Annotated in this window: 14 protein-coding genes and 1 pseudogene; 11 read left to right on the plus strand and 4 right to left on the minus strand. The window is 55.7% G+C overall.

Annotation, left to right across the window (positions count from 1 at the left end):
• Nucleotides 1-4 precede the first annotated feature (4 nt).
• Both OS190_RS16795 and OS190_RS16800 read right to left on the minus strand, forming a co-directional pair.
• On the minus strand, nt 5-1,111 hold the full coding sequence (locus OS190_RS16795) for an ABC transporter substrate-binding protein (RefSeq protein ID WP_416237419.1): 1,107 nt from the start codon (nt 1,109-1,111) through the stop codon (nt 5-7).
• A gap of 324 nt (nt 1,112-1,435) precedes the next feature.
• Nucleotides 1,436-1,882, minus strand: a complete 447-nt coding sequence (locus OS190_RS16800; protein WP_267159884.1) for a c-type cytochrome — start codon at nt 1,880-1,882, stop codon at nt 1,436-1,438.
• 241 nt (nt 1,883-2,123) lie between these two features.
• On the opposite strand from OS190_RS16800, the gene idi reads away from it, so the two are divergent.
• Nucleotides 2,124-2,654: an isopentenyl-diphosphate Delta-isomerase gene (gene idi, locus OS190_RS16805; protein WP_267159885.1), complete on the plus strand. Its 531-nt coding sequence runs from the start codon at nt 2,124-2,126 to the stop codon at nt 2,652-2,654.
• Between the two features lie 309 nt (nt 2,655-2,963).
• On the opposite strand, the pseudogene OS190_RS20585 reads toward idi, so the two are convergent.
• Nucleotides 2,964-3,068, minus strand: a pseudogene (locus tag OS190_RS20585) (IS6 family transposase); the annotation flags it as partial.
• A gap of 366 nt (nt 3,069-3,434) precedes the next feature.
• On the opposite strand from OS190_RS20585, the gene OS190_RS16810 reads away from it, so the two are divergent.
• The 7 genes from OS190_RS16810 to OS190_RS16840 all read left to right on the plus strand — a co-directional run bounded on the left by OS190_RS16810 (nt 3,435) and on the right by OS190_RS16840 (nt 12,998).
• Complete coding sequence (locus tag OS190_RS16810; protein ID WP_267159886.1) at nt 3,435-3,731, plus strand: PRC-barrel domain-containing protein; 297 nt, start codon at nt 3,435-3,437, stop codon at nt 3,729-3,731.
• Between the two features lie 356 nt (nt 3,732-4,087).
• The gene (locus OS190_RS16815; protein ID WP_267159887.1) at nt 4,088-6,352 is read left to right on the plus strand and encodes an acyl-CoA dehydrogenase; all 2,265 of its coding nucleotides are present in this window, start codon (nt 4,088-4,090) and stop codon (nt 6,350-6,352) included.
• A complete protein-coding gene (locus OS190_RS16820) occupies nt 6,349-7,644 on the plus strand; it encodes an acetyl-CoA C-acetyltransferase (RefSeq protein WP_267159888.1) in 1,296 nt (431 codons plus the stop codon). The genes OS190_RS16815 and OS190_RS16820 overlap by 4 nt, the downstream gene beginning before the upstream one ends.
• Nucleotides 7,644-9,719 (plus strand): 3-hydroxyacyl-CoA dehydrogenase NAD-binding domain-containing protein, encoded by a 2,076-nt coding sequence (locus OS190_RS16825; protein WP_267159889.1) that lies wholly within the window; start codon nt 7,644-7,646, stop codon nt 9,717-9,719. The genes OS190_RS16820 and OS190_RS16825 overlap by 1 nt, the downstream gene beginning before the upstream one ends.
• A 31-nt stretch (nt 9,720-9,750) precedes the next feature.
• Entirely contained in the window at nt 9,751-11,568 is a 1,818-nt protein-coding gene (locus tag OS190_RS16830) for an acetyl-CoA hydrolase/transferase C-terminal domain-containing protein (RefSeq protein WP_267159890.1), read from the plus strand.
• 225 nt (nt 11,569-11,793) lie between these two features.
• The gene (locus OS190_RS16835; RefSeq protein WP_267159891.1) at nt 11,794-12,495 is read left to right on the plus strand and encodes a cytochrome c oxidase assembly protein; all 702 of its coding nucleotides are present in this window, start codon (nt 11,794-11,796) and stop codon (nt 12,493-12,495) included.
• A complete protein-coding gene (locus tag OS190_RS16840; RefSeq protein WP_267159892.1) occupies nt 12,489-12,998 on the plus strand; it encodes a CopD family protein in 510 nt (169 codons plus the stop codon). Before OS190_RS16835 ends, OS190_RS16840 begins: the two co-directional genes overlap by 7 nt.
• Here the strand turns inward: OS190_RS16840 and OS190_RS16845 are convergent.
• Nucleotides 12,971-13,486: a DUF2231 domain-containing protein gene (locus OS190_RS16845; RefSeq protein ID WP_267159893.1), complete on the minus strand. Its 516-nt coding sequence runs from the start codon at nt 13,484-13,486 to the stop codon at nt 12,971-12,973. The two genes, OS190_RS16840 and OS190_RS16845, sit on opposite strands and share 28 nt — an antisense overlap.
• A 66-nt stretch (nt 13,487-13,552) precedes the next feature.
• On the opposite strand from OS190_RS16845, the gene OS190_RS16850 reads away from it, so the two are divergent.
• From OS190_RS16850 to OS190_RS16860, 3 genes are read left to right on the plus strand one after another with little or no spacing between them, the layout of a single operon-like run.
• Entirely contained in the window at nt 13,553-14,182 is a 630-nt protein-coding gene (locus OS190_RS16850; RefSeq protein WP_267159894.1) for a cytochrome c oxidase subunit II, read from the plus strand.
• Nucleotides 14,169-16,652 (plus strand): cytochrome c oxidase subunit I, encoded by a 2,484-nt coding sequence (gene ctaD / locus OS190_RS16855; RefSeq protein WP_267159895.1) that lies wholly within the window; start codon nt 14,169-14,171, stop codon nt 16,650-16,652. The genes OS190_RS16850 and ctaD overlap by 14 nt, the downstream gene beginning before the upstream one ends.
• Complete coding sequence (locus OS190_RS16860) at nt 16,649-16,969, plus strand: hypothetical protein (RefSeq protein ID WP_267159896.1); 321 nt, start codon at nt 16,649-16,651, stop codon at nt 16,967-16,969. The genes ctaD and OS190_RS16860 overlap by 4 nt, the downstream gene beginning before the upstream one ends.
• The last annotated feature ends 185 nt before the right edge of the window (nt 16,970-17,154 follow it).

A 17,154-nucleotide genomic window follows, 5' to 3' on the forward strand; every position in this document is an offset into this window, starting at 1 on the left:
GCTCTTACATCTTGCACTCGGCGGCATAGACGTCTTGGTGTGCCGTCAGGCCGGTACTGATGATCTTGTTGGTGTAAACATCGCCTTCTTTGATCACTTCGCGGACATAGATGTTCTGGATTGGGTGGTGGTTGTTACCAAACTTGAAATCCCCGCGAACCGACTCAAAATCAGCTTCTTTCAGTGCCGCGCGAAAGGCGTCCGCGTCCTTGACATCGGCCTTGGCCATCGCGCTCAGGATCAGGTTCGCCGTGTCGAAACCCTGACTTGCATAAAGTGACGGCAGCCGGCCGAACTCAGCTTGAAACGTTTCCACAAAGGCCTTGTTGGCCGCATTGTCGAGATCCTTGTTCCACTGCGAGGTATTCTTTACACCCAGCGCCGCTTCTCCCACTGCCTGCAAGATCCCCTGATCAAAGCTGAAAGCCGGCCCGACAACGGGCAGATCAATGCCGCTGTCCGCATATTGTTTGAGAAAGGAAATCCCCATGCCGCCAGGCAGGAAAAAGTAGACACTGTCGGCATCAGAGGCACGGATCTGTGCAATCTCGGCTGCATAGTCAGTCTGGCCAAGTTTTGTGTAAAGTTCACCTGACGGCGTGCCTTCAAACATCCGCTTGTAGCCTGTCAGAGCGTCCTTGCCCGCTGGATAGTTCGGCGCAAGGATAAAGCTGTTCTTGTAACCGGCTTGCGTTGCATAAGCACCTGCCGCTTCGTGCAGATTGTCGTTTTGCCAGGCAACGTTGAAATAGTTCTCATGGCACCCTTTGCCAGCCAATTGCGCAGGGCCAGCATTGGCGGAAATATAAAATTTCCCCTGGGCTGTGGTTGCCGGCGCAACGGCCATGGCAAGGTTGGACCATACGATCCCCGTCATGATGTCGACTTTTTCAGACTGAATCATCTTGTCGGCCAATTGCACGGCGACGTCGGGTTTGCGCTGGTCATCTTCGATCACCACCTCGATATTTTCATTGCCGGATTGCCCGATGGCCAGCATAAAGCCGTCGCGAATGTCGACACCCAGACCGGCACCACCGCCTGTCAAGGTTGTGATCAATCCGACCTTTACCTTGCCACCGTGGCCATCGGCCAATGTAGGCGATGCCATTGCAAGAGCAACAGCAGTCACCGTGCCCAATGCCTTAAGCGTTAGTTTAGCTTTCGTTGAAATCATTTACTTTCTCCCAGTTCATACAGGTGCTTGTGATGCAGCCTTGCGGACACTTTGTGCCGCGGCGATGCCAATTGAAATGGCTTATTTGCAAAACGCTACTCTGGTCGATCTTTTATTTCAAGCTCAAATAGTTTGAACTTCAACTAAACTGCCCGCGGCCAGAATGTCCGCCGGAACTAAAGGCCAAGGCATACACCCAAACAAAACGGCACCGGAAATTCCGGTGCCGCATGCAAATCCAACAACAGGATTTGTGACTCAGTTGGCTTCGGGTCCAACCGACACCAGATAAGCCCAGACGTTCTTTGCGTCGGTTTCGTCTTTCAACTTGAAAGACATTTTCGACTTGGCCTTTTTGTCGTCGTTATAGGTTCGCAGGAATGCCTTTGGGTCGGCAACATAGCTGACAAAGTCCGCTTCGTTCCATTCCAGACCCGCTTCGCCGGCAGCAACCAGTGATTTGCCGAACTTTTTACCAAATTCCGGCTCTGCCCCCGCAACGCGTGTGTACAAGCCATAGAGATCCGGACCACTGCGCCCGCCTTTTGCAATTTCCGTTCCATCAGCTGCGGTAATGGCATGGCAGGATTTGCACTTTTTAAAGACATTCTCGCCTTCTGCCGCGTCGCCTGTAGCATGACCATCGGCAAAGGCCGGGCCGGTAGCCATGGCGAGAGCCAGCGCTGTGATTTTCAACATGTTCATCTGTGAACTCCTACTCCAATGTTCCTTTAGGCTACTTAGCGCATTTCTGACCAAGACACACCCCGTGCGACAAACGGTCGGACAGGTATTTCCTGTGTTTTATTGTCGCGCCAACTTGCGTTGGTTTTGCGCTCACCTGGCTTTTTGACACGCCAGCGCAACACCACCTAGGGCATATGGTTGCGCAGCCTGCGGGTAACTGCCAGAAACCTGTGACTGCAACGCGACAAGGGACGACACGATGCCCCCCAATGACATCATGATTCCCGCCTGGGTCGACGGCAAACTGGTTCCGGTTGAAAAGTTGGCGGTCCACCAACGTGGTCTGCGCCATCTCGCGGTCTCCGTCTTTGTCCTGTGTGAGGACAGGATCCTGCTGCAACAACGTGCTTTGGGGAAATATCACACCCCCGGTCTTTGGGCGAACACCTGCTGCACACACCCGATGTGGGGCGAAGACCCCCTCGCCTGTGCCCATCGCCGCCTCGCGGAAGAATTGGGAATCACGGGTCTGGATCTCGTTCATCGCGGCCAGGTCGAATACCGTGCAGATGTTGGAAAAGGACTGATCGAACACGAGTTGGTCGATGTCTTTATCGCGCAGACCCAGAATGACTTGACGGTAAATCCAAACCCTGAAGAGGTCATGCACACAGATTGGCGCACACATGCGGAATTACAGAAAGATATTGCGCAAAAGCCAGTCAGTTTCACACCCTGGCTGCGTATATATCTGGAAAAACATGCCGACATGATCCTCGGCGGAACCTGATCGCGGTGTGTCCTGACCTGCCTCGGCATCGTCGAAAATGATGTCAAATACACGTTTTTTCCTGGTTATCTCTCCTCCTTCATTTACTTACAGCCTGTCCCGGGCCGCGATCTAATTCCCCTTGAGTTCATCTTGAGCTTGATCGAACAAGGCCTGCGCCCGCCGCCATGTTTCCTACAGGGGTTGCCGCATAAACGACATGGGCCAAGAAAAGCTGGAGTATTGGACGATCAAACGGTTCTTGTTTTCATCGTCCAGGTGTCAAGGGGTGCCAATCGGCGGTATCTGATTGTCTTAGCGGTCTTTTTTGCGTTTGCCTTGCAGGATTTCGTCCAGGGCCATGCCATCCTGATCAACCGAACACCAGAGCCAGAACTTGCGCGCATAGATTTTCACAACCACTTCATTCAGTTTCAAGATATTGGCGGGTTGAGACTGCCGACCTAGCACGCTCCGCGTAATGCGTGGTCCAGACTTCGTAATCTAACGACAGATCGTTTCGTATGAACCGTCAACGCCACACTGCAAAAACATCGCCTCCACTTCCCGAAGCCTGAGATTGAACCGGCAATGCAGCCAGAGTGCGTGGGTGATGATTGCCACGGATAGCGGTGGCGTTTGAACCAAAGCAGAAAATGCACGAGGCAGGCGTCCAGGAAATTACCGGCACGTCACTGTTATGTGCCTGATCAGTGGCTTTGATAAAAGTTCGGAACCTAACGCAAGTTTCAAAGTTGTCCTTACACAGTTGAATGAAATCACAAAAGTGAGGCCAGTACCATGGACCATTCTTTGCATCCCCGCCTTCCGGCGGAAGAGCTAAACGCAACCAACCTTGAAGGGGCCGCAATTTACGGCGCTGACGACGCAAAAATCGGAGATGTATCGCACTTGCACGGGTCAGGAGCGTCCGCGCAAGTTGTCGTTGATGTCGGTGGATTTCTGGGCATCGGCGCAAAGCCCGTTGGGCTTGATATGGCGCGGCTTGATTTCATGCGTGACGAAAATGGTATCGTGCATGCCACTACAGCCCTGACCAAAGATGAAGTCAAAGCACTTCCCGAGCATCATGACTGATACCCCATCCAAGCCCAACCGTAGAAGGATGAACCTGGTCAATATTGAATCGAGCTTATCCACTCGCGTTTGACCTGTTCGTCCGTATCGGAACAAGCCACTTCCCCACACGCCTCCCCGTCGCGCGTTGACCGGGGGGTGTGAACGTCGTCAGCGTTGAAGTTCAGGTTCGGTGAATAATAACCGCGCCCTCCACTTTGCAAATGGGATGAATCTCCTCGGTCGCGTTTTGAACCACCGGAAATGCCCGGTCGAAGACAAGGTGTAAACTTAAGATCAGGTTGTTTCCAGAATTCGTGATAGACTTACAGGAACTCCGACGACCCGACAGGAATTGGTAAAATAGAGGAAATGCTATGACGAGTCTGCGCGCTACCTATCTGACAAAACCAATCCAAAAATGGGCGAAGGGAGTTTTGCCTGCACTTTCGCAAACTGAAAGCGAGGCGCTTACGGCCGGTGAAGTCTGGTGGGAGGCTGAATTGTTCTCGGGCAGTCCGGATTGGTCGAAACTGCATGCGGTAAGGGCACCGAAACTCAGCGAAGAAGAGCAGGCATTCTTTGACGGACCATGCCGTGAGTTGTGCAAGATGATCGACGATTGGGAGATCAACCAAAAAGCCGCCGACCTGCCTGCCCCCGTCTGGAAGTTTCTGCGCGACCAAAAGTTTTTCGGTATGATCATTCCGAAATCCCATGGTGGGCTGGGCTTTTCCGCCTTTGCCCATTCGGAAATCATACGTTTCATTTCTACCCGGTCAGTGGCTGCTGCGGTGACAGTCATGGTGCCCAATTCGCTTGGCCCCGGTGAACTTCTGCACATGTTCGGCACTGATGACCAAAAAGATTATTGGCTGCCACGCCTTGCTGATGGCCGCGAACTGCCTGCATTTGGCCTGACAAGTGCTGAGGCGGGGTCAGACGCCTCTGCCATGAAAGACGAAGGAGTAATTTGCAAAGGCCGGTGGGAAGGTAAGGAAGTCTTGGGTATTCGGCTCAACTGGGCCAAACGCTATATCACGCTGGCGCCTGTCTGTACCGTGCTGGGCCTGGCGTTCAAACTACGCGATCCCGATGGTTTGCTGGGCGACGAAAAAGACCTCGGCATTACCTGTGCTTTGGTGCCCACCGATCTGGACGGTGTCGAGACAGGAAAGCGCCACCTGCCTTCCTCGACCATGTTCATGAACGGGCCGACCATGGGCAAAGACGTTTTCATACCTGTAGAAAATATTGTCGGCGGGCCAGACTACGCAGGCAAAGGTTGGATGATGCTGATGTCCGCGCTCGCTGCCGGTCGTGGTATTTCTCTGCCTTCGATGGGCTGCGCTGCCATCGCCCTTTCCGCCCACACGACGGGCGCTTATACGCGCATTCGCCAACAATTCAACCTGCCCATTGGCAAATTTGGCGGCGTGCAAGCCCGGTTAGGGCGCCTTGCTGCAGATTCATATGCGATGGACGCCGCACGGCATTTGACCTGTGCTGGTCTGGACGAAGGGCGTGCGTTGTCGGTGATTTCCGCGATCATGAAGGCCCAAGCGACCTTTAAAATGCGCGAGGCGTTGAACGATGCGATGGATGTGCATTCCGGCAAGGCAGTGATCGACGGGCCGTCAAATTATCTGCTACCGCTTTACCGCGCAGTGCCCATCGGGATCACCGTTGAAGGGGCGAACATCGTCACCCGCAGCCTGATCATCTTTGGGCAAGGGTCGATCCGTGCCCATCCCCACATGCTCGACAATATGATGGCCCTGCAGGAAAAAGACTCGGAAAAATCGCTGGAGATGTTTGACAAGAGCCTGTGGGCCCATATCGGTCACACCACGAAAACCCTATTCCGTGCATGGGGCCGTGCACTGACCGGCGGGCGGTTCGCACCGGCACCCGATGCGGGCAAAGCAACGCAGATCTACCGCCAGCTTTCGCGCTGGTCCGCGGCCTATGCCCTGACGGCTGATTTCTGCTTTCTCACGCTTGGCGGTGCACTCAAACGCAAAGAAATGATTTCAGCGCGGATGGGGGACGTCTTGTCAGAGATGTACATTCTGTCCGCAGCACTAAAGCGCTGGGAGGATGAAGGCCGTCAAGAAGCTGATCTGCCGGTGTTGAACTATGCCGCTGCGGAGGCTTTCAAACGCATCCAGACGGCGCTGGACGACGTTATTGTGAATCTACCTGCCCGCTGGGCTGCGTGGGTGTTGCGGTTCCTGACGTGGCCTGCTGGCACAGAGCGTGGGCCAAATGATCGCCTGATCGCAGAGTGCAGCGATCTGCTCTATCACCCTTCCGAAACGCGCGATCGGATCGTTGGCACTGTGCACCAGGGCTGCGACCGCAACGGCGTGTTGTTACTCAACCGTTGCTACGCAAAAGTGACCGCGATGGAACCAGTGACGAAGCGTTTGCGCGATGCCAAGAAAACGCCACAACAGGCCTTGGAGGCGGGCATTCTGAGCGATGCTGAAATGAAAGACATCAACGAAATGAACGAATTGATTTCCCAGGTGATCGCTGTCGACGAATACACACCCGAAGAATTGGCCGCCCTGTTCCCCGACAAGAGATCAGAACGGCACAAAGACCGTAACGCAATTCCCAAGGAGGCCGCAGAATGAGCAATGCCAAAAATCAGCGCGTGTTCCTGGTGGATGGCGCACGCACCCCGTTCCTAAAAGCGCGAAGCGGGCCGGGGCCGTTCACGCCTGTCGATCTGGCCGTTCAATGTGGACGTCCATTGTTGGCGCGCCAGCGGTTTGACCCGACCCTGTTCGATCTGGTGATCCTGGGTTGCGTGAACGTGATTGCCGACGAGATGAACCCGGCACGCGTTGCCGCCCTGCGATTGGGACTGGGCGAAGATATGGTCGCATTTACCGTGCAGATCAATTGTGGTTCAGGCATGCAAAGCATCGACACCGCCTACAGATATATCCGCGACGGCAGCCATCAGATGATTCTTGCAGGCGGTGCCGAAGCGCTCAGTCATGCGCCTTTGACGCTGCGCCAGTCTGCGGTTGAATGGTTCGGGCAGATGAATGCGGCCAAGGGGCCGCTGGCGCAGGCCCGCGCCATGGCCGGGATCAAAGCAGAATTCTTTAAACCCGTCATCGGGCTGGAACGGGGCCTGACCGACCCCATTACCGAGCTGAACATGGGCCAGACCGCGGAAGTGCTGGCACATCGCTTCAACATTGATCGAAAGGCGGCAGATGCCTACGCAATGGAAAGCCACCATCGCCTTGCCGCCGCGCAACAGGACGGCACGCTTGAACACGAACTCATGCCCGCTTTTGATCGCGATGGCACGGTTTATGATCACGATGACGGCGTGCGTCCCGACAGCGATATGGAAGGGCTGGCCAAACCAAAGCCGGTGTTCGAACCGCCGTATGGGAAAGTAACCGCAGGCAATTCCAGCCAGATCACCGACGGGGCCAGTTGGTGCATCATCGCGTCGGAACATGCGGTCGATGAACACAAGCTGGAACCCCTGGCAGAGATCAAGGATAGCGAATGGGCGGCGCTTGACCCGTCCATCATGGGGCTGGGTCCTGTGATGGCCTCCACACCAATCGTCCAGCGACATGGCTTGGGGATCGAGGACATCGATCTGTGGGAGCTGAACGAAGCCTTTGCCGCACAGGTGTTGTCCTGCCTGGCAGCATGGCAGGACGCGGATTTCTGTGGTGAGGTCCTTGGTCTGAAAGGCACCTTCGGGCGGATTGACCGCGACCAGCTCAACGTTGACGGCGGTGCCATATCGCTGGGCCATCCCGTCGGGACCAGCGGCAACCGGATTGTGCTGCACCTTGCAAATGCGATGAAAAAACGCGGTGCCAAACGCGGCATTACCACCGAATGCATCGGCGGTGGTCTGGGTGGTGCAATGTTGCTGGAGGCAGTGTGATGACCGGATATGTTCTGCAACATCTGGGCGAGACGAAGTTGGAACTGGGCCCCTCGGGCGTAGGCGATGGCCATTGGCGCACCGGGCGTGACGGCGACGACATTTTGTGGCTCGTGCTCGATAAAAGAGGCACCGGCACCAACACGATTTCAGAGGACGTGATCAGGGAATTGGATGCGCATATCGCAGCGGCACAGAAGGAAGTGCCCAAGGCATTGGTAATCCGATCTGCCAAACAATCCGGCTTTGCCGCAGGGGCGGACATCACCAGTTTTGATGCGATGTCGGATGTCGGGGCCGCCAACCTTTTGAAACAAGGACATGACGTGCTGGACCGGATAGAGGGCCTGCCCTGCCCGACCGTCTGCGTGGTACACGGTGCCGCATTGGGTGCGGGGTTCGAACTGGCATTGGCCTGTGATTATCGCATCGCGGTAGACGGCGCATCCTTCGCCTTTCCCGAAGTGCAACTAGGCTTGCACCCCGGCCTTGGTGGGACGTTCCGCCTGCCTGCGTTGATTGATCCGACTGAGGCAATGACACTGATGCTGACAGGCAAGACCGCCTATACCAAACACGCCAGATCGCTGGGCATTGCCGATCAGATTGTCGAGGAACGCCATGTCGCTGCCGCCGTGCAAGACGCCGTAGATGGCAAGATGACCAAGCAGGAACAAGGACTTAAAGCGCGTGCACTAGGGTTCGAAGCGGCGCGCAGTCTGGTCGCGCGTCAGATGCGCAGCCAGACGGAACAAAAGGCGCCAAAAGAACACTATCCTGCTCCGCATGCACTGATCGAACTTTGGGAAGAACACGGCGACGACCGCAGCGATATGCAGCGTGGCGAGATTGCCAGTTTTGCAAAACTGCTTGAAACGGACACCTCGAAAAACCTGCGCCGGGTGTTTTTCCTGCGTCAGAAATTGAAAGACGCCGGAAGGGGCGAGGACGACATTGCCCATGTGCACGTGATTGGTGCCGGAGCCATGGGTTCCGAAATTGCCGCAATGGCCGCCATCAAAGGCAAACGGGTCACGTTGAGCGATGTGGCAACCGATCCGCTGGGCTGTGCAATGAAACAAGCGGTGCAAATCTGCAAGAACAAACACCTGAGCCGTATAGAGACCCGCGATGCGCTGGATCGGTTGATGCCTGACCCGCAAGGCTATGGCATCGGGCGTGCCGATTTGGTGATCGAGGCAGCACCGGAAAAGATGGACCTCAAGGAAAAGATATATAGTGGCCTGAAAGGCAAGATGAAGGCGGATGCGATTCTTGCCTCCAACACCTCCAGTCTGTCGGTGGATGAACTGACAAAATACGCCCCGGCCAAGACACGGTTTGCGGGGCTGCATTTCCTCAACCCGGTTTCAAAGATCGATCTGGTCGAGGTTGTCAAAGGCGATGCAACCAATGCCAGAACGCTGAATAGGCTTGCGGTGTTCTGTGGCGCAATTGGCAAACTGCCTGCTACCGTCGGGGACTATCCCGGTTTCGTCGTTAACCGTGCGCTGACCCCATATCTGATGGAAGCCATGGTGCTGATGGAAGAAGGGGTGACCAAGGAGGTTATCGACACAGCCGCACTGCAATTCGGTATGCCAATGGGGCCGGTGACGCTGGCCGATCAGGTGGGACTGGACATAGGCCTTCATGTGGCTGAATCACTGCGTGACAATCTTGAAAAACCTTTGGCGACTATCTCTGCTGTGCTGCGCAAGAAGATTGATGATGGTGATCTGGGCCGAAAGTCCGGCAAGGGCTTTTATGAGTGGGCAGACGGTACACCACATCCTGACGCTGATATGGTCGAGGCGCCGCAGGATTTGACTGATCGCTTGATCCTGCCGATGCTGGACGCCTGTGTCGAAGTGTTGCGGCGAGGCGTGGCGGAAAGCGAAGACCAGATTGATGGCGCGATGATCTTTGCAACGGGATGGGCCCCATTTCGTGGCGGGCCAATGCACTATGCCCGCAGCCGTGGCATTGACGATATCATCTTGCGCCTGAAAGAGCTGGAAAAGGCGCACGGCCCCCGCTTTACCCCTGATGAAGGCTGGCAAGCCCTTGGTTGAAGGGCCGCAAATATTCACCGATGCATGTGCGATGGCGCGCGCGATATTTGATCGTGTGGGTGGCGAGATACGTCTTGCCTTGCCCCTTGGCCTTGGCAAACCCGTCACATTGGTCAATGCCCTGACCCGTGCCGCCGTCAACGACCCTTCATTGCGCCTGTCAATTTTTACAGCCTTGACGCTGGAACGCCCGAACCCCGGCTCGGACATCGAAAAGCGGTTTCTGAATCCTGCAATGGATCGCCTCTTCGGGCGCTACCCCGCGCTGCTTTATGCCGATTTGATCAAGGGCGACGGACTGCCTGATAACATCGAAGTCTCAGAATTCTTTTTTCAGGCGGGCGCATGGATGGGCAACAACTATGCCCAACAACACTACATTTCTGCGAACTACACCCACGCCCGCGACGTGTTGATCGCGCAAAAGCCCAACGTGCTGGCGCAACTGATGCCCCGCCATGGGGACCGTGTCAGCCTGTCGTGCAACACTGACATATCTGTGGACCTGTTCGATATGCGACGCGCGGGGAAAATGGACTTTATCGCGGTAGGCGAGTTGAACGATGCTTTGCCTTTCATGTCTGGAGGCGCAGAGTTAGAATCCACCGAATTGGAAATGATGCTGGAGCCAGCTGAACAGTTCGAGCTGTTTTCCGCTGTCCGCCGCCCGGTGTCACACGCGCAGCACGCCATTGGCCTACATGTCGCACGACTGGTTCCAGACGGGGGCACCTTGCAAATTGGGATCGGCGCAATTGGCGATGCCGTCGCAAACGCGCTGATAAAGCGCGATAGCGTTGCCTTGGACCAAGTTTGGGACGACGCGCCATTTCCACTGAGGGGAAATGGTACAGGTGCTTTCAAGGCCGGGTTGTACGGCGTCACTGAAATGCTTGTCGGTGGACTTCTTGCGCTATTCGAGGCTGGGATCATCAAGCGCAAAGTGGATGGCGCAGCGATCCATGCCGGATTCTTTGTCGAAGCGCGCGACATGTATGAACGTCTGCGTGCGATGGATCCTGAAGAGCGCGCCAAGATTGCCATGATGCCCGTTAGTTTCACAAATGCGCTATATGGCGATGAACGGGAAAAACGGACAGCACGCGATCAGGCTCGTTTCGTCAACAGCGCGATGCAAGTCAGCCTGCTGGGGGATGTAATGTCGGATTCCGCCAAACCAGGGCAGGTCGTCAGTGGCGTGGGCGGGCAGTTCAACTTTATCGAACAGGCCTTTGCACTTGAGAATGGCCGTGCCATCCTGACCCTGCCTGCCACGCGGCGCTCCGGCGGCAGCGTCACATCGAACATCGTCTGGCAATTGCCATTAACCACCGTTCCACGCCACATGCGCGATATCGTGGTGACGCAATATGGTGCCGCTGATTTACGCGGACAAACCGATGAAGAGGTGATCAAACGCCTGATCGCAATCGCAGATAGCCGGTTTCAGCAGGGCTTGCTGAATACGGCGAAAAAGGCGGGCAAAGTTTCCGCTGATTATCAGATCCCCTTTGTACATCAAAACAACACGTCAGAGGCTCTCGAACATTGGCTGGCACCGCACCGAATTAACCTTTTGCCGGACTTCCCTTTTGGCACAGATTTTGATCGAATAGAACAGGTGCTGCTGCCCGCCCTGTCTCTGTTAGGCAATGCCGCCGCGAATATGCGACACCTTGCGGCGTTGATTTGGGCATCCATGACGCTACCCGCGCATCCGGATGAATCTGCCGCTATGAAGCGCATGGGATACGATGCCGCCTCAAGATGGTCAGCGCCTTTGCAAGCGCGTGCATTGCGCGGTGCACTGCGTGTGCATGTTCAGGAACAATCGATTGAGCAGCAATGACTTTACATTTCTCAGGTCGGCCCGTCCGGTCGTGCCATTTTAAGTTTCCACGCGCCACAAACGGATTGAGTCGCTATTTGGAACCCTCCGTTGCGGATGCAGTCACTGTGCAGTATCATCGGCCAACAGAGTATTCGCGCCAAACTTACTTTCGAATTATGGCACTCTCTGCGTTTGCCATCAGAACTATCCGACACTCTCGATAGGCAAGAGGAGGCACTCAAATTGGACTCGATCTATTGCGGGCCACCTCCGCTGCCCGAAGATCTTTGGTCAAGCTGGAACCTTGATCCGCTTCTTCTTGCTACACTGATCGGCATGACAATCCTATTTCGGCGCGCACCCTCAGGGCTTGCGGCAGTCGCGATTTTAGCCGTGGCTTTCGTCTCGCCACTTTGTGCGCTTTCTTCGGCATTGTTTTCGGCGCGGGTGGTTCATCATGTTCTGCTTATCGCGGCCGCAGCGCCGCTGCTGGCAATGGCGCTGCGCAGGCAACCGTCCCATGGGATTGCCCTACCCTTTGTAGCATCTGCGTTGGTCCTTTGGGGGTGGCACCACCCTGTGGCATATGACCTGGCCCTCGCAAATGTCGCGGTTTACTGGTTGATGCAAATCAGCCTTTTGACAAGTGCCGTTTGGTTCTGGCGCACTGTACTCAGGTCAGACAACGTACCTGTGGAACGTCTGGTATATGTCGTCGCCTGCTTTGCACAGATGGGGATGCTGGGTGCGCTCCTTACCTTCGCGCCGAACGCGCTTTATGCCGCTCATGCCTTTGCCCCGCTTGATTGGGGGCTGACCCCATTGAGGGATCAACAGTTTGGCGGGCTCATCATGTGGGTGCCAGCAGGTATCCCCTATGCTGTGGCAGCCACGCTATTGGCGCGGCGTAGCTGGTCGCGCCTTGCAGGCGGTGCAGCGTGCTAGATTGGCTGATTTCGACGATACCGCTTTTCAAGATCGTTCACATTGCCGCTCTGGCAATATGGTGCGGTGGTCTACTTGCGCTGCCTGTGATGCTGGCGCGGCACGATCCTAATGGGACGCTGGACGATTATCGCATCATCCGCCACGCGACTCATACTACCTATACGCTTTGTGTCACACCAGCAGCAGTCATCGCCGTGATCGCGGGAACCTGGTTGATATTCTTACGTGAAGCCTTTGTCCCTTGGCTGTTCGCCAAGCTTGCATTTGTGGCGCTGCTTGTGGTTGCCCATGCCTGGATCGGTCATATCGTCGCAAAGATCGCAGAGCAGCCGGGTTTTCACCAACCGCCCCGGCCGATTTTTCCGATTTTCGCCGTTCTTGTGCCTATCGTGGCAATCTTGACACTCGTCCTGGCCAAACCGGTACTAAATGGGAATGTCTTCCCGGATTGGTTGCTGGTTCCAAGAAATGGTCAGCTTCCCTTCGAGGTGCCGAGTTGATAATCAAAAACGAGTTTGCCACCATGCCATCCCGTGAAGCTCACCACCAGTACGCACAGCCCCGACAGCAAGACGCCATAGGGAAGTACCGCCTGTTCGTACCCAAAAAGCCGATAGCCCCAATTAGCCCCAAGGAGTGCAAGAAGAGTCACTGCAATAATGAAGTGGGTCCAAGCCGGGGCGCGCGCCCGAATGCCCCGCACCAGCAGAAGTTCTGCGGTGCCCGAGAATCCGGCAAGCATGCCGAACAGAAATCCCGTGCCTGCCGCCCAAAGTGCAGCCCGAGCCCAAAATGCGTCTCCGGTCCACCAATAAAGCACATCAGCACCCAGAACACAGAATGTAAGGGCCACTGGAAATGCAACACTCATTGCGTGGATCGGGTGGCCATGCACCGCGATCCGAGATTCCGTTTGATCAAAACCGGGCAATTGGCTGATCGGATCGATCAGTTTTTCTGCTTCAGTGTCCGGGTTTTCATTCGCCATGTTGCCACCATCCTCCGCCCGGTCTTTCCGGTTGCACTCTTCCTATTGCTTACAGGGTGCGATGGCGTGCTTTCAACCGTCGATCCTGCCGGTCCTGCAGCAAGGACGATCGCTACGCTTTGGTGGCTGCTATTTGCTGGCGCGTCAGTTGTTTTCGGATTGGTGATGCTTCTGGTGTTTTTCTCTTTCCAGGGCAAACGCGCCGCCAAGGACGAGGCGTCACAGGTAAGGGTCTGGATTGTTGGCCTCGGGTTGATTTTCCCGATGGTCGTCCTTGCCGCCCTTCTGGCCTACGGACTTGTTGTCGGGGAACGGTTATTACCGCGTGAAGGGGCTAACGTGGTTAGTGTCCACGCGCAGGCTCGGCGTTGGGAATGGACGTTCACCTATGATGATGCGTCAGAACAGGAAACCAAAGGCACGCTGCATATTCCCGCTGGTCGGCCCGTCAATGTGGCAATCACCACCACCGATGTGATCCACAGTTTCTGGGTGCCGCGATTGGCCGGCAAACTCGATGCGATACCCGGGCGTACCAATATTCTGCGGATCGAGGCCGACAGTCCCGGCACTTATGAAGGAACCAGCGCAGAGTTCAGCGGTGCAGGTTACGACGGTTTCACCTTTCAAGTCATCGCCCATGATCCGACCCAATGGGATGCCTTTCTGAAGGGAGAACTGAATGAAGGCTCTTGAGCGCCACCGGAAGCTGACTGCGATCTGGGCGTCCGAACCGGGGATCAGGGGATGGTTTTCAACTGTGAACCATACTGACCTGGGGCGCATGTTTCTGGTTACCGCTTTCTTCTGTTTCATGGTTGGTGGCCTTCTGTCGATGCTGATCCGCGCGCAACTTGCTACGCCACATTCGGCCTTTGCAGGGCCGGAAATCTACAATCAGATTTTTACCATGCACGGGACCATCATGATGTTCCTGTTCGCCATTCCCACATTCGAAGGGTTGGCGATCTATTTGCTGCCAAAGATGCTGGGAACCCGCGATCTCGCCTTTCCCCGTCTGACCGCCTACGGTTACTGGTGTTACTTTTTTGGCGGGGCTATGCTGATTTTTTCGATGCTGTTCGGGATTGCTCCGGATGGCGGCTGGTTCATGTACCCGCCCTTGAGCAATGCAATCTATTCGCCAGGGATCAACACGGATTTCTGGCTGATCGGCATCACCTTTGTCGAGATTTCTGCCATCGCAGCGGCAGTAGAACTCACCGTGTCGATCCTGAAATACCGCGCCCCCGGCATGTCGCTGGACAAGATGCCAATTTTTGCGTGGTACGCGTTGGTCACCGCGCTGATGATCCTGACTGGTTTTCCGCCCCTGATCCTCGGGTCGGTGCTGCTTGAAGTTGAACGCGTTTTCGGCTTGCCGTTCTTTCAGGCCGATCTCGGCGGGGACAGCCTGTTGTGGCAGCACTTGTTCTGGTTGTTCGGGCATCCTGAGGTCTACATCATCTTCTTGCCTGCGGCAGGTATCGTATCAACCGTCCTGCCGGTGATGTGCCGCACCACGCTATTGGGCCATGGCTGGATCATTGCAGCGGCCGTCGCCCTTGCCTTCCTCTCCTTTGGCTTGTGGGTCCATCATATGTTTACCACAGGCATTCCGCATATGGGTCTGGCTTTCTTTTCTGCGGCGTCCACGCTGGTTGCGGTGCCCACGGGCGTGCAGATTTTTGCGTGGATCGGTACCATGTGGAAAGGCCGGCCGGAATTGCATTTGCCGATGCTGCATATTCTCGGGTTTTTCGTCACCTTCGTGATCGGCGGCCTTACAGGCGTGATGGTGGCCGTTGTACCGTTCGACTGGCAAGCGCATGACACTGCATTCATCACCGCCCACCTGCATTATGTTCTGTTCGGTGGCTTCGTTTTTCCGATTTTTGCTGGTGTTTATTATTGGTTGCCGCATTTCACTGGACGTCGGCGCTTTTTTCACCTTGGAGAATTGGCATTCGCGCTGGTCTTTATCGGTTTCCACGTCACGTTTCTGGCCATGCACTGGGTTGGCCTGCTGGGTCAGCGCCGCCGGATTTCCACCTATGCGCCCGAGGACGGCTGGACAACGATCAACCTGATTTCCTCAATCGGTAGTTTCATTCTCGCCATTGGTATTGCCATGATCCTGATTGATGTGATCCTGCATGCATTGACCGCCAGTCGTGGCAGGCGCAATCCATGGCGCGCCAGCACTCTGGAATGGGCGATGATGACACCTGCACCCGCCTATAACGTCGCCAGCCTGCCCCACATAAGTAGTCGCGACCCGCTTGCTGATGATCCAGACCTCGCCGTTCGGCTGGCACGTGGCAAAGGGTATCTGGGCGACCCCGGCAAAGGCTGGCGTGAAACGCTGACCGTGGACATCGCAAGTGGCCGTCCCGACATGCATGTTATCTATCCGGCAAATACAAGACTTCCCATTCTGATGTCGGCCGTCACCGGTGTGTTTTTCCTGTCGCTATTGTTGAAGTTCTATTGGACGGTACCGCTTGCGATACTCGGAGTTGCCGCCCTTGCGTGGAAATGGGTCTGGGGTCTGGGTCTCAGGGATGATCCCGGAATGCAGCCGATTGGACATGGCATCGAACTGCCGAACGCCGCGGCGGTTGAGCGTTCACCGGGATGGTGGGGCACTGTGTTTCTATTGACCGCCAACGCCACGTTTTTTGGGTCTCTTCTGTTCGGATTTGCGTTTCTGTGGACAGTAGCACCGGGCTGGCCGCCACCGGTCTGGTTTGCAGCGTCGCCGTTCGCGTTGAGTATTGGTCTCTTCGGCGCACTCATCGGCCCGATTGCGATGCGTCTGGCGGTCCGTAAGAATCGCAGGGGTGGAAGCGCTGTACCTGCCTTCGTTGTCGCTTTCCTAGCCGCACTTGTGTTGACCATTTCGTGTTCAACGATGATGCTAAGGACGCCTGCACCATCAGACCACGCTTACGGCGCAACCCTGTTTGTGCTTGGTGGTTACGGGGTGTTTCACGCGGCTCTGGCTGCGCTGATGATATGTTTCCTTGTCGCGCGGGTACTTCACGGCTTCACCTCGCCCGCACGGCGCGCTGAACTTCCCATCGTTGGCCTCTGGGTCGATTACGCCAGCATTATCGGTGTCATCGTTCTCATTTCCGGGCACTTGCCAGGTTTGGTCTTATGAAGGACCTACTGCGCATCTTGATTGCGCCTTTGATGTGGCTTGCTTTGTTTAGTGCGGTTTACGGGCTGCATGGTCTTCTCTGCAATCTTGGTATCACTTCCACCGCGCTTGGCTTCCCGCTGCCACGGATCCTGCTTGTGGTCGCTTATGTCATTGCGATCGCCCTTCAAGGGATGCTGCTCTTGCTGCTCTATCACCCGCGCATAGCAGCGAGATCACCTTTTGTGCGTCATGTCAGCCACGTTACGGGCTGGACGGGTCTGGTGGCCACGGGTTGGACATTGCTTCCCGTCGTTCTGATGTCGAATTGCACTTAAAGGCATGTGCAGCGTTTTTATGCATCTTCGTCATACGTCCAGGCCTTGTTTTCCAATTTGCAATTCAAGGAAAAATGCTCAGCGACAGGATGATTGCTATTCCTGCGATAATCCATTCACCCAACCCACAGGCCACGCCGATCACGTCCCTTTGCCCGCAACGGCCCTACTTTTTTAACGCAACG

It is taken from the genome of Sulfitobacter sp. F26204 (assembly GCF_026410305.1).
In the GTDB taxonomy this organism is placed as follows: Bacteria; Pseudomonadota; Alphaproteobacteria; order Rhodobacterales; family Rhodobacteraceae; genus Sulfitobacter.

Excerpts from the sequence above, each read along its gene's own strand:
- idi (WP_267159885.1), top strand. The coding sequence starts at position 2,124 with ATGCCCCCCAATGACATCATGATTCCCGCCTGGGTCGACGGCAAACTG.
- OS190_RS16810 (WP_267159886.1), top strand. The coding sequence starts at position 3,435 with ATGGACCATTCTTTGCATCCCCGCCTTCCGGCGGAAGAGCTAAACGCA.
- OS190_RS16815 (WP_267159887.1), top strand. The coding sequence starts at position 4,088 with ATGACGAGTCTGCGCGCTACCTATCTGACAAAACCAATCCAAAAATGG.
- OS190_RS16795 (WP_416237419.1), bottom strand. The coding sequence starts at position 1,111 with ATGGCATCGCCTACATTGGCCGATGGCCACGGTGGCAAGGTAAAGGTC.
- OS190_RS16845 (WP_267159893.1), bottom strand. The coding sequence starts at position 13,486 with ATGGCGAATGAAAACCCGGACACTGAAGCAGAAAAACTGATCGATCCG.
- OS190_RS16800 (WP_267159884.1), bottom strand. The coding sequence starts at position 1,882 with ATGAACATGTTGAAAATCACAGCGCTGGCTCTCGCCATGGCTACCGGC.
- OS190_RS16825 (WP_267159889.1), top strand. The coding sequence starts at position 7,644 with ATGACCGGATATGTTCTGCAACATCTGGGCGAGACGAAGTTGGAACTG.
- OS190_RS16860 (WP_267159896.1), top strand. The coding sequence starts at position 16,649 with ATGAAGGACCTACTGCGCATCTTGATTGCGCCTTTGATGTGGCTTGCT.
- OS190_RS16820 (WP_267159888.1), top strand. The coding sequence starts at position 6,349 with ATGAGCAATGCCAAAAATCAGCGCGTGTTCCTGGTGGATGGCGCACGC.
- ctaD (WP_267159895.1), top strand. The coding sequence starts at position 14,169 with ATGAAGGCTCTTGAGCGCCACCGGAAGCTGACTGCGATCTGGGCGTCC.
- OS190_RS16830 (WP_267159890.1), top strand. The coding sequence starts at position 9,751 with ATGGCGCGCGCGATATTTGATCGTGTGGGTGGCGAGATACGTCTTGCC.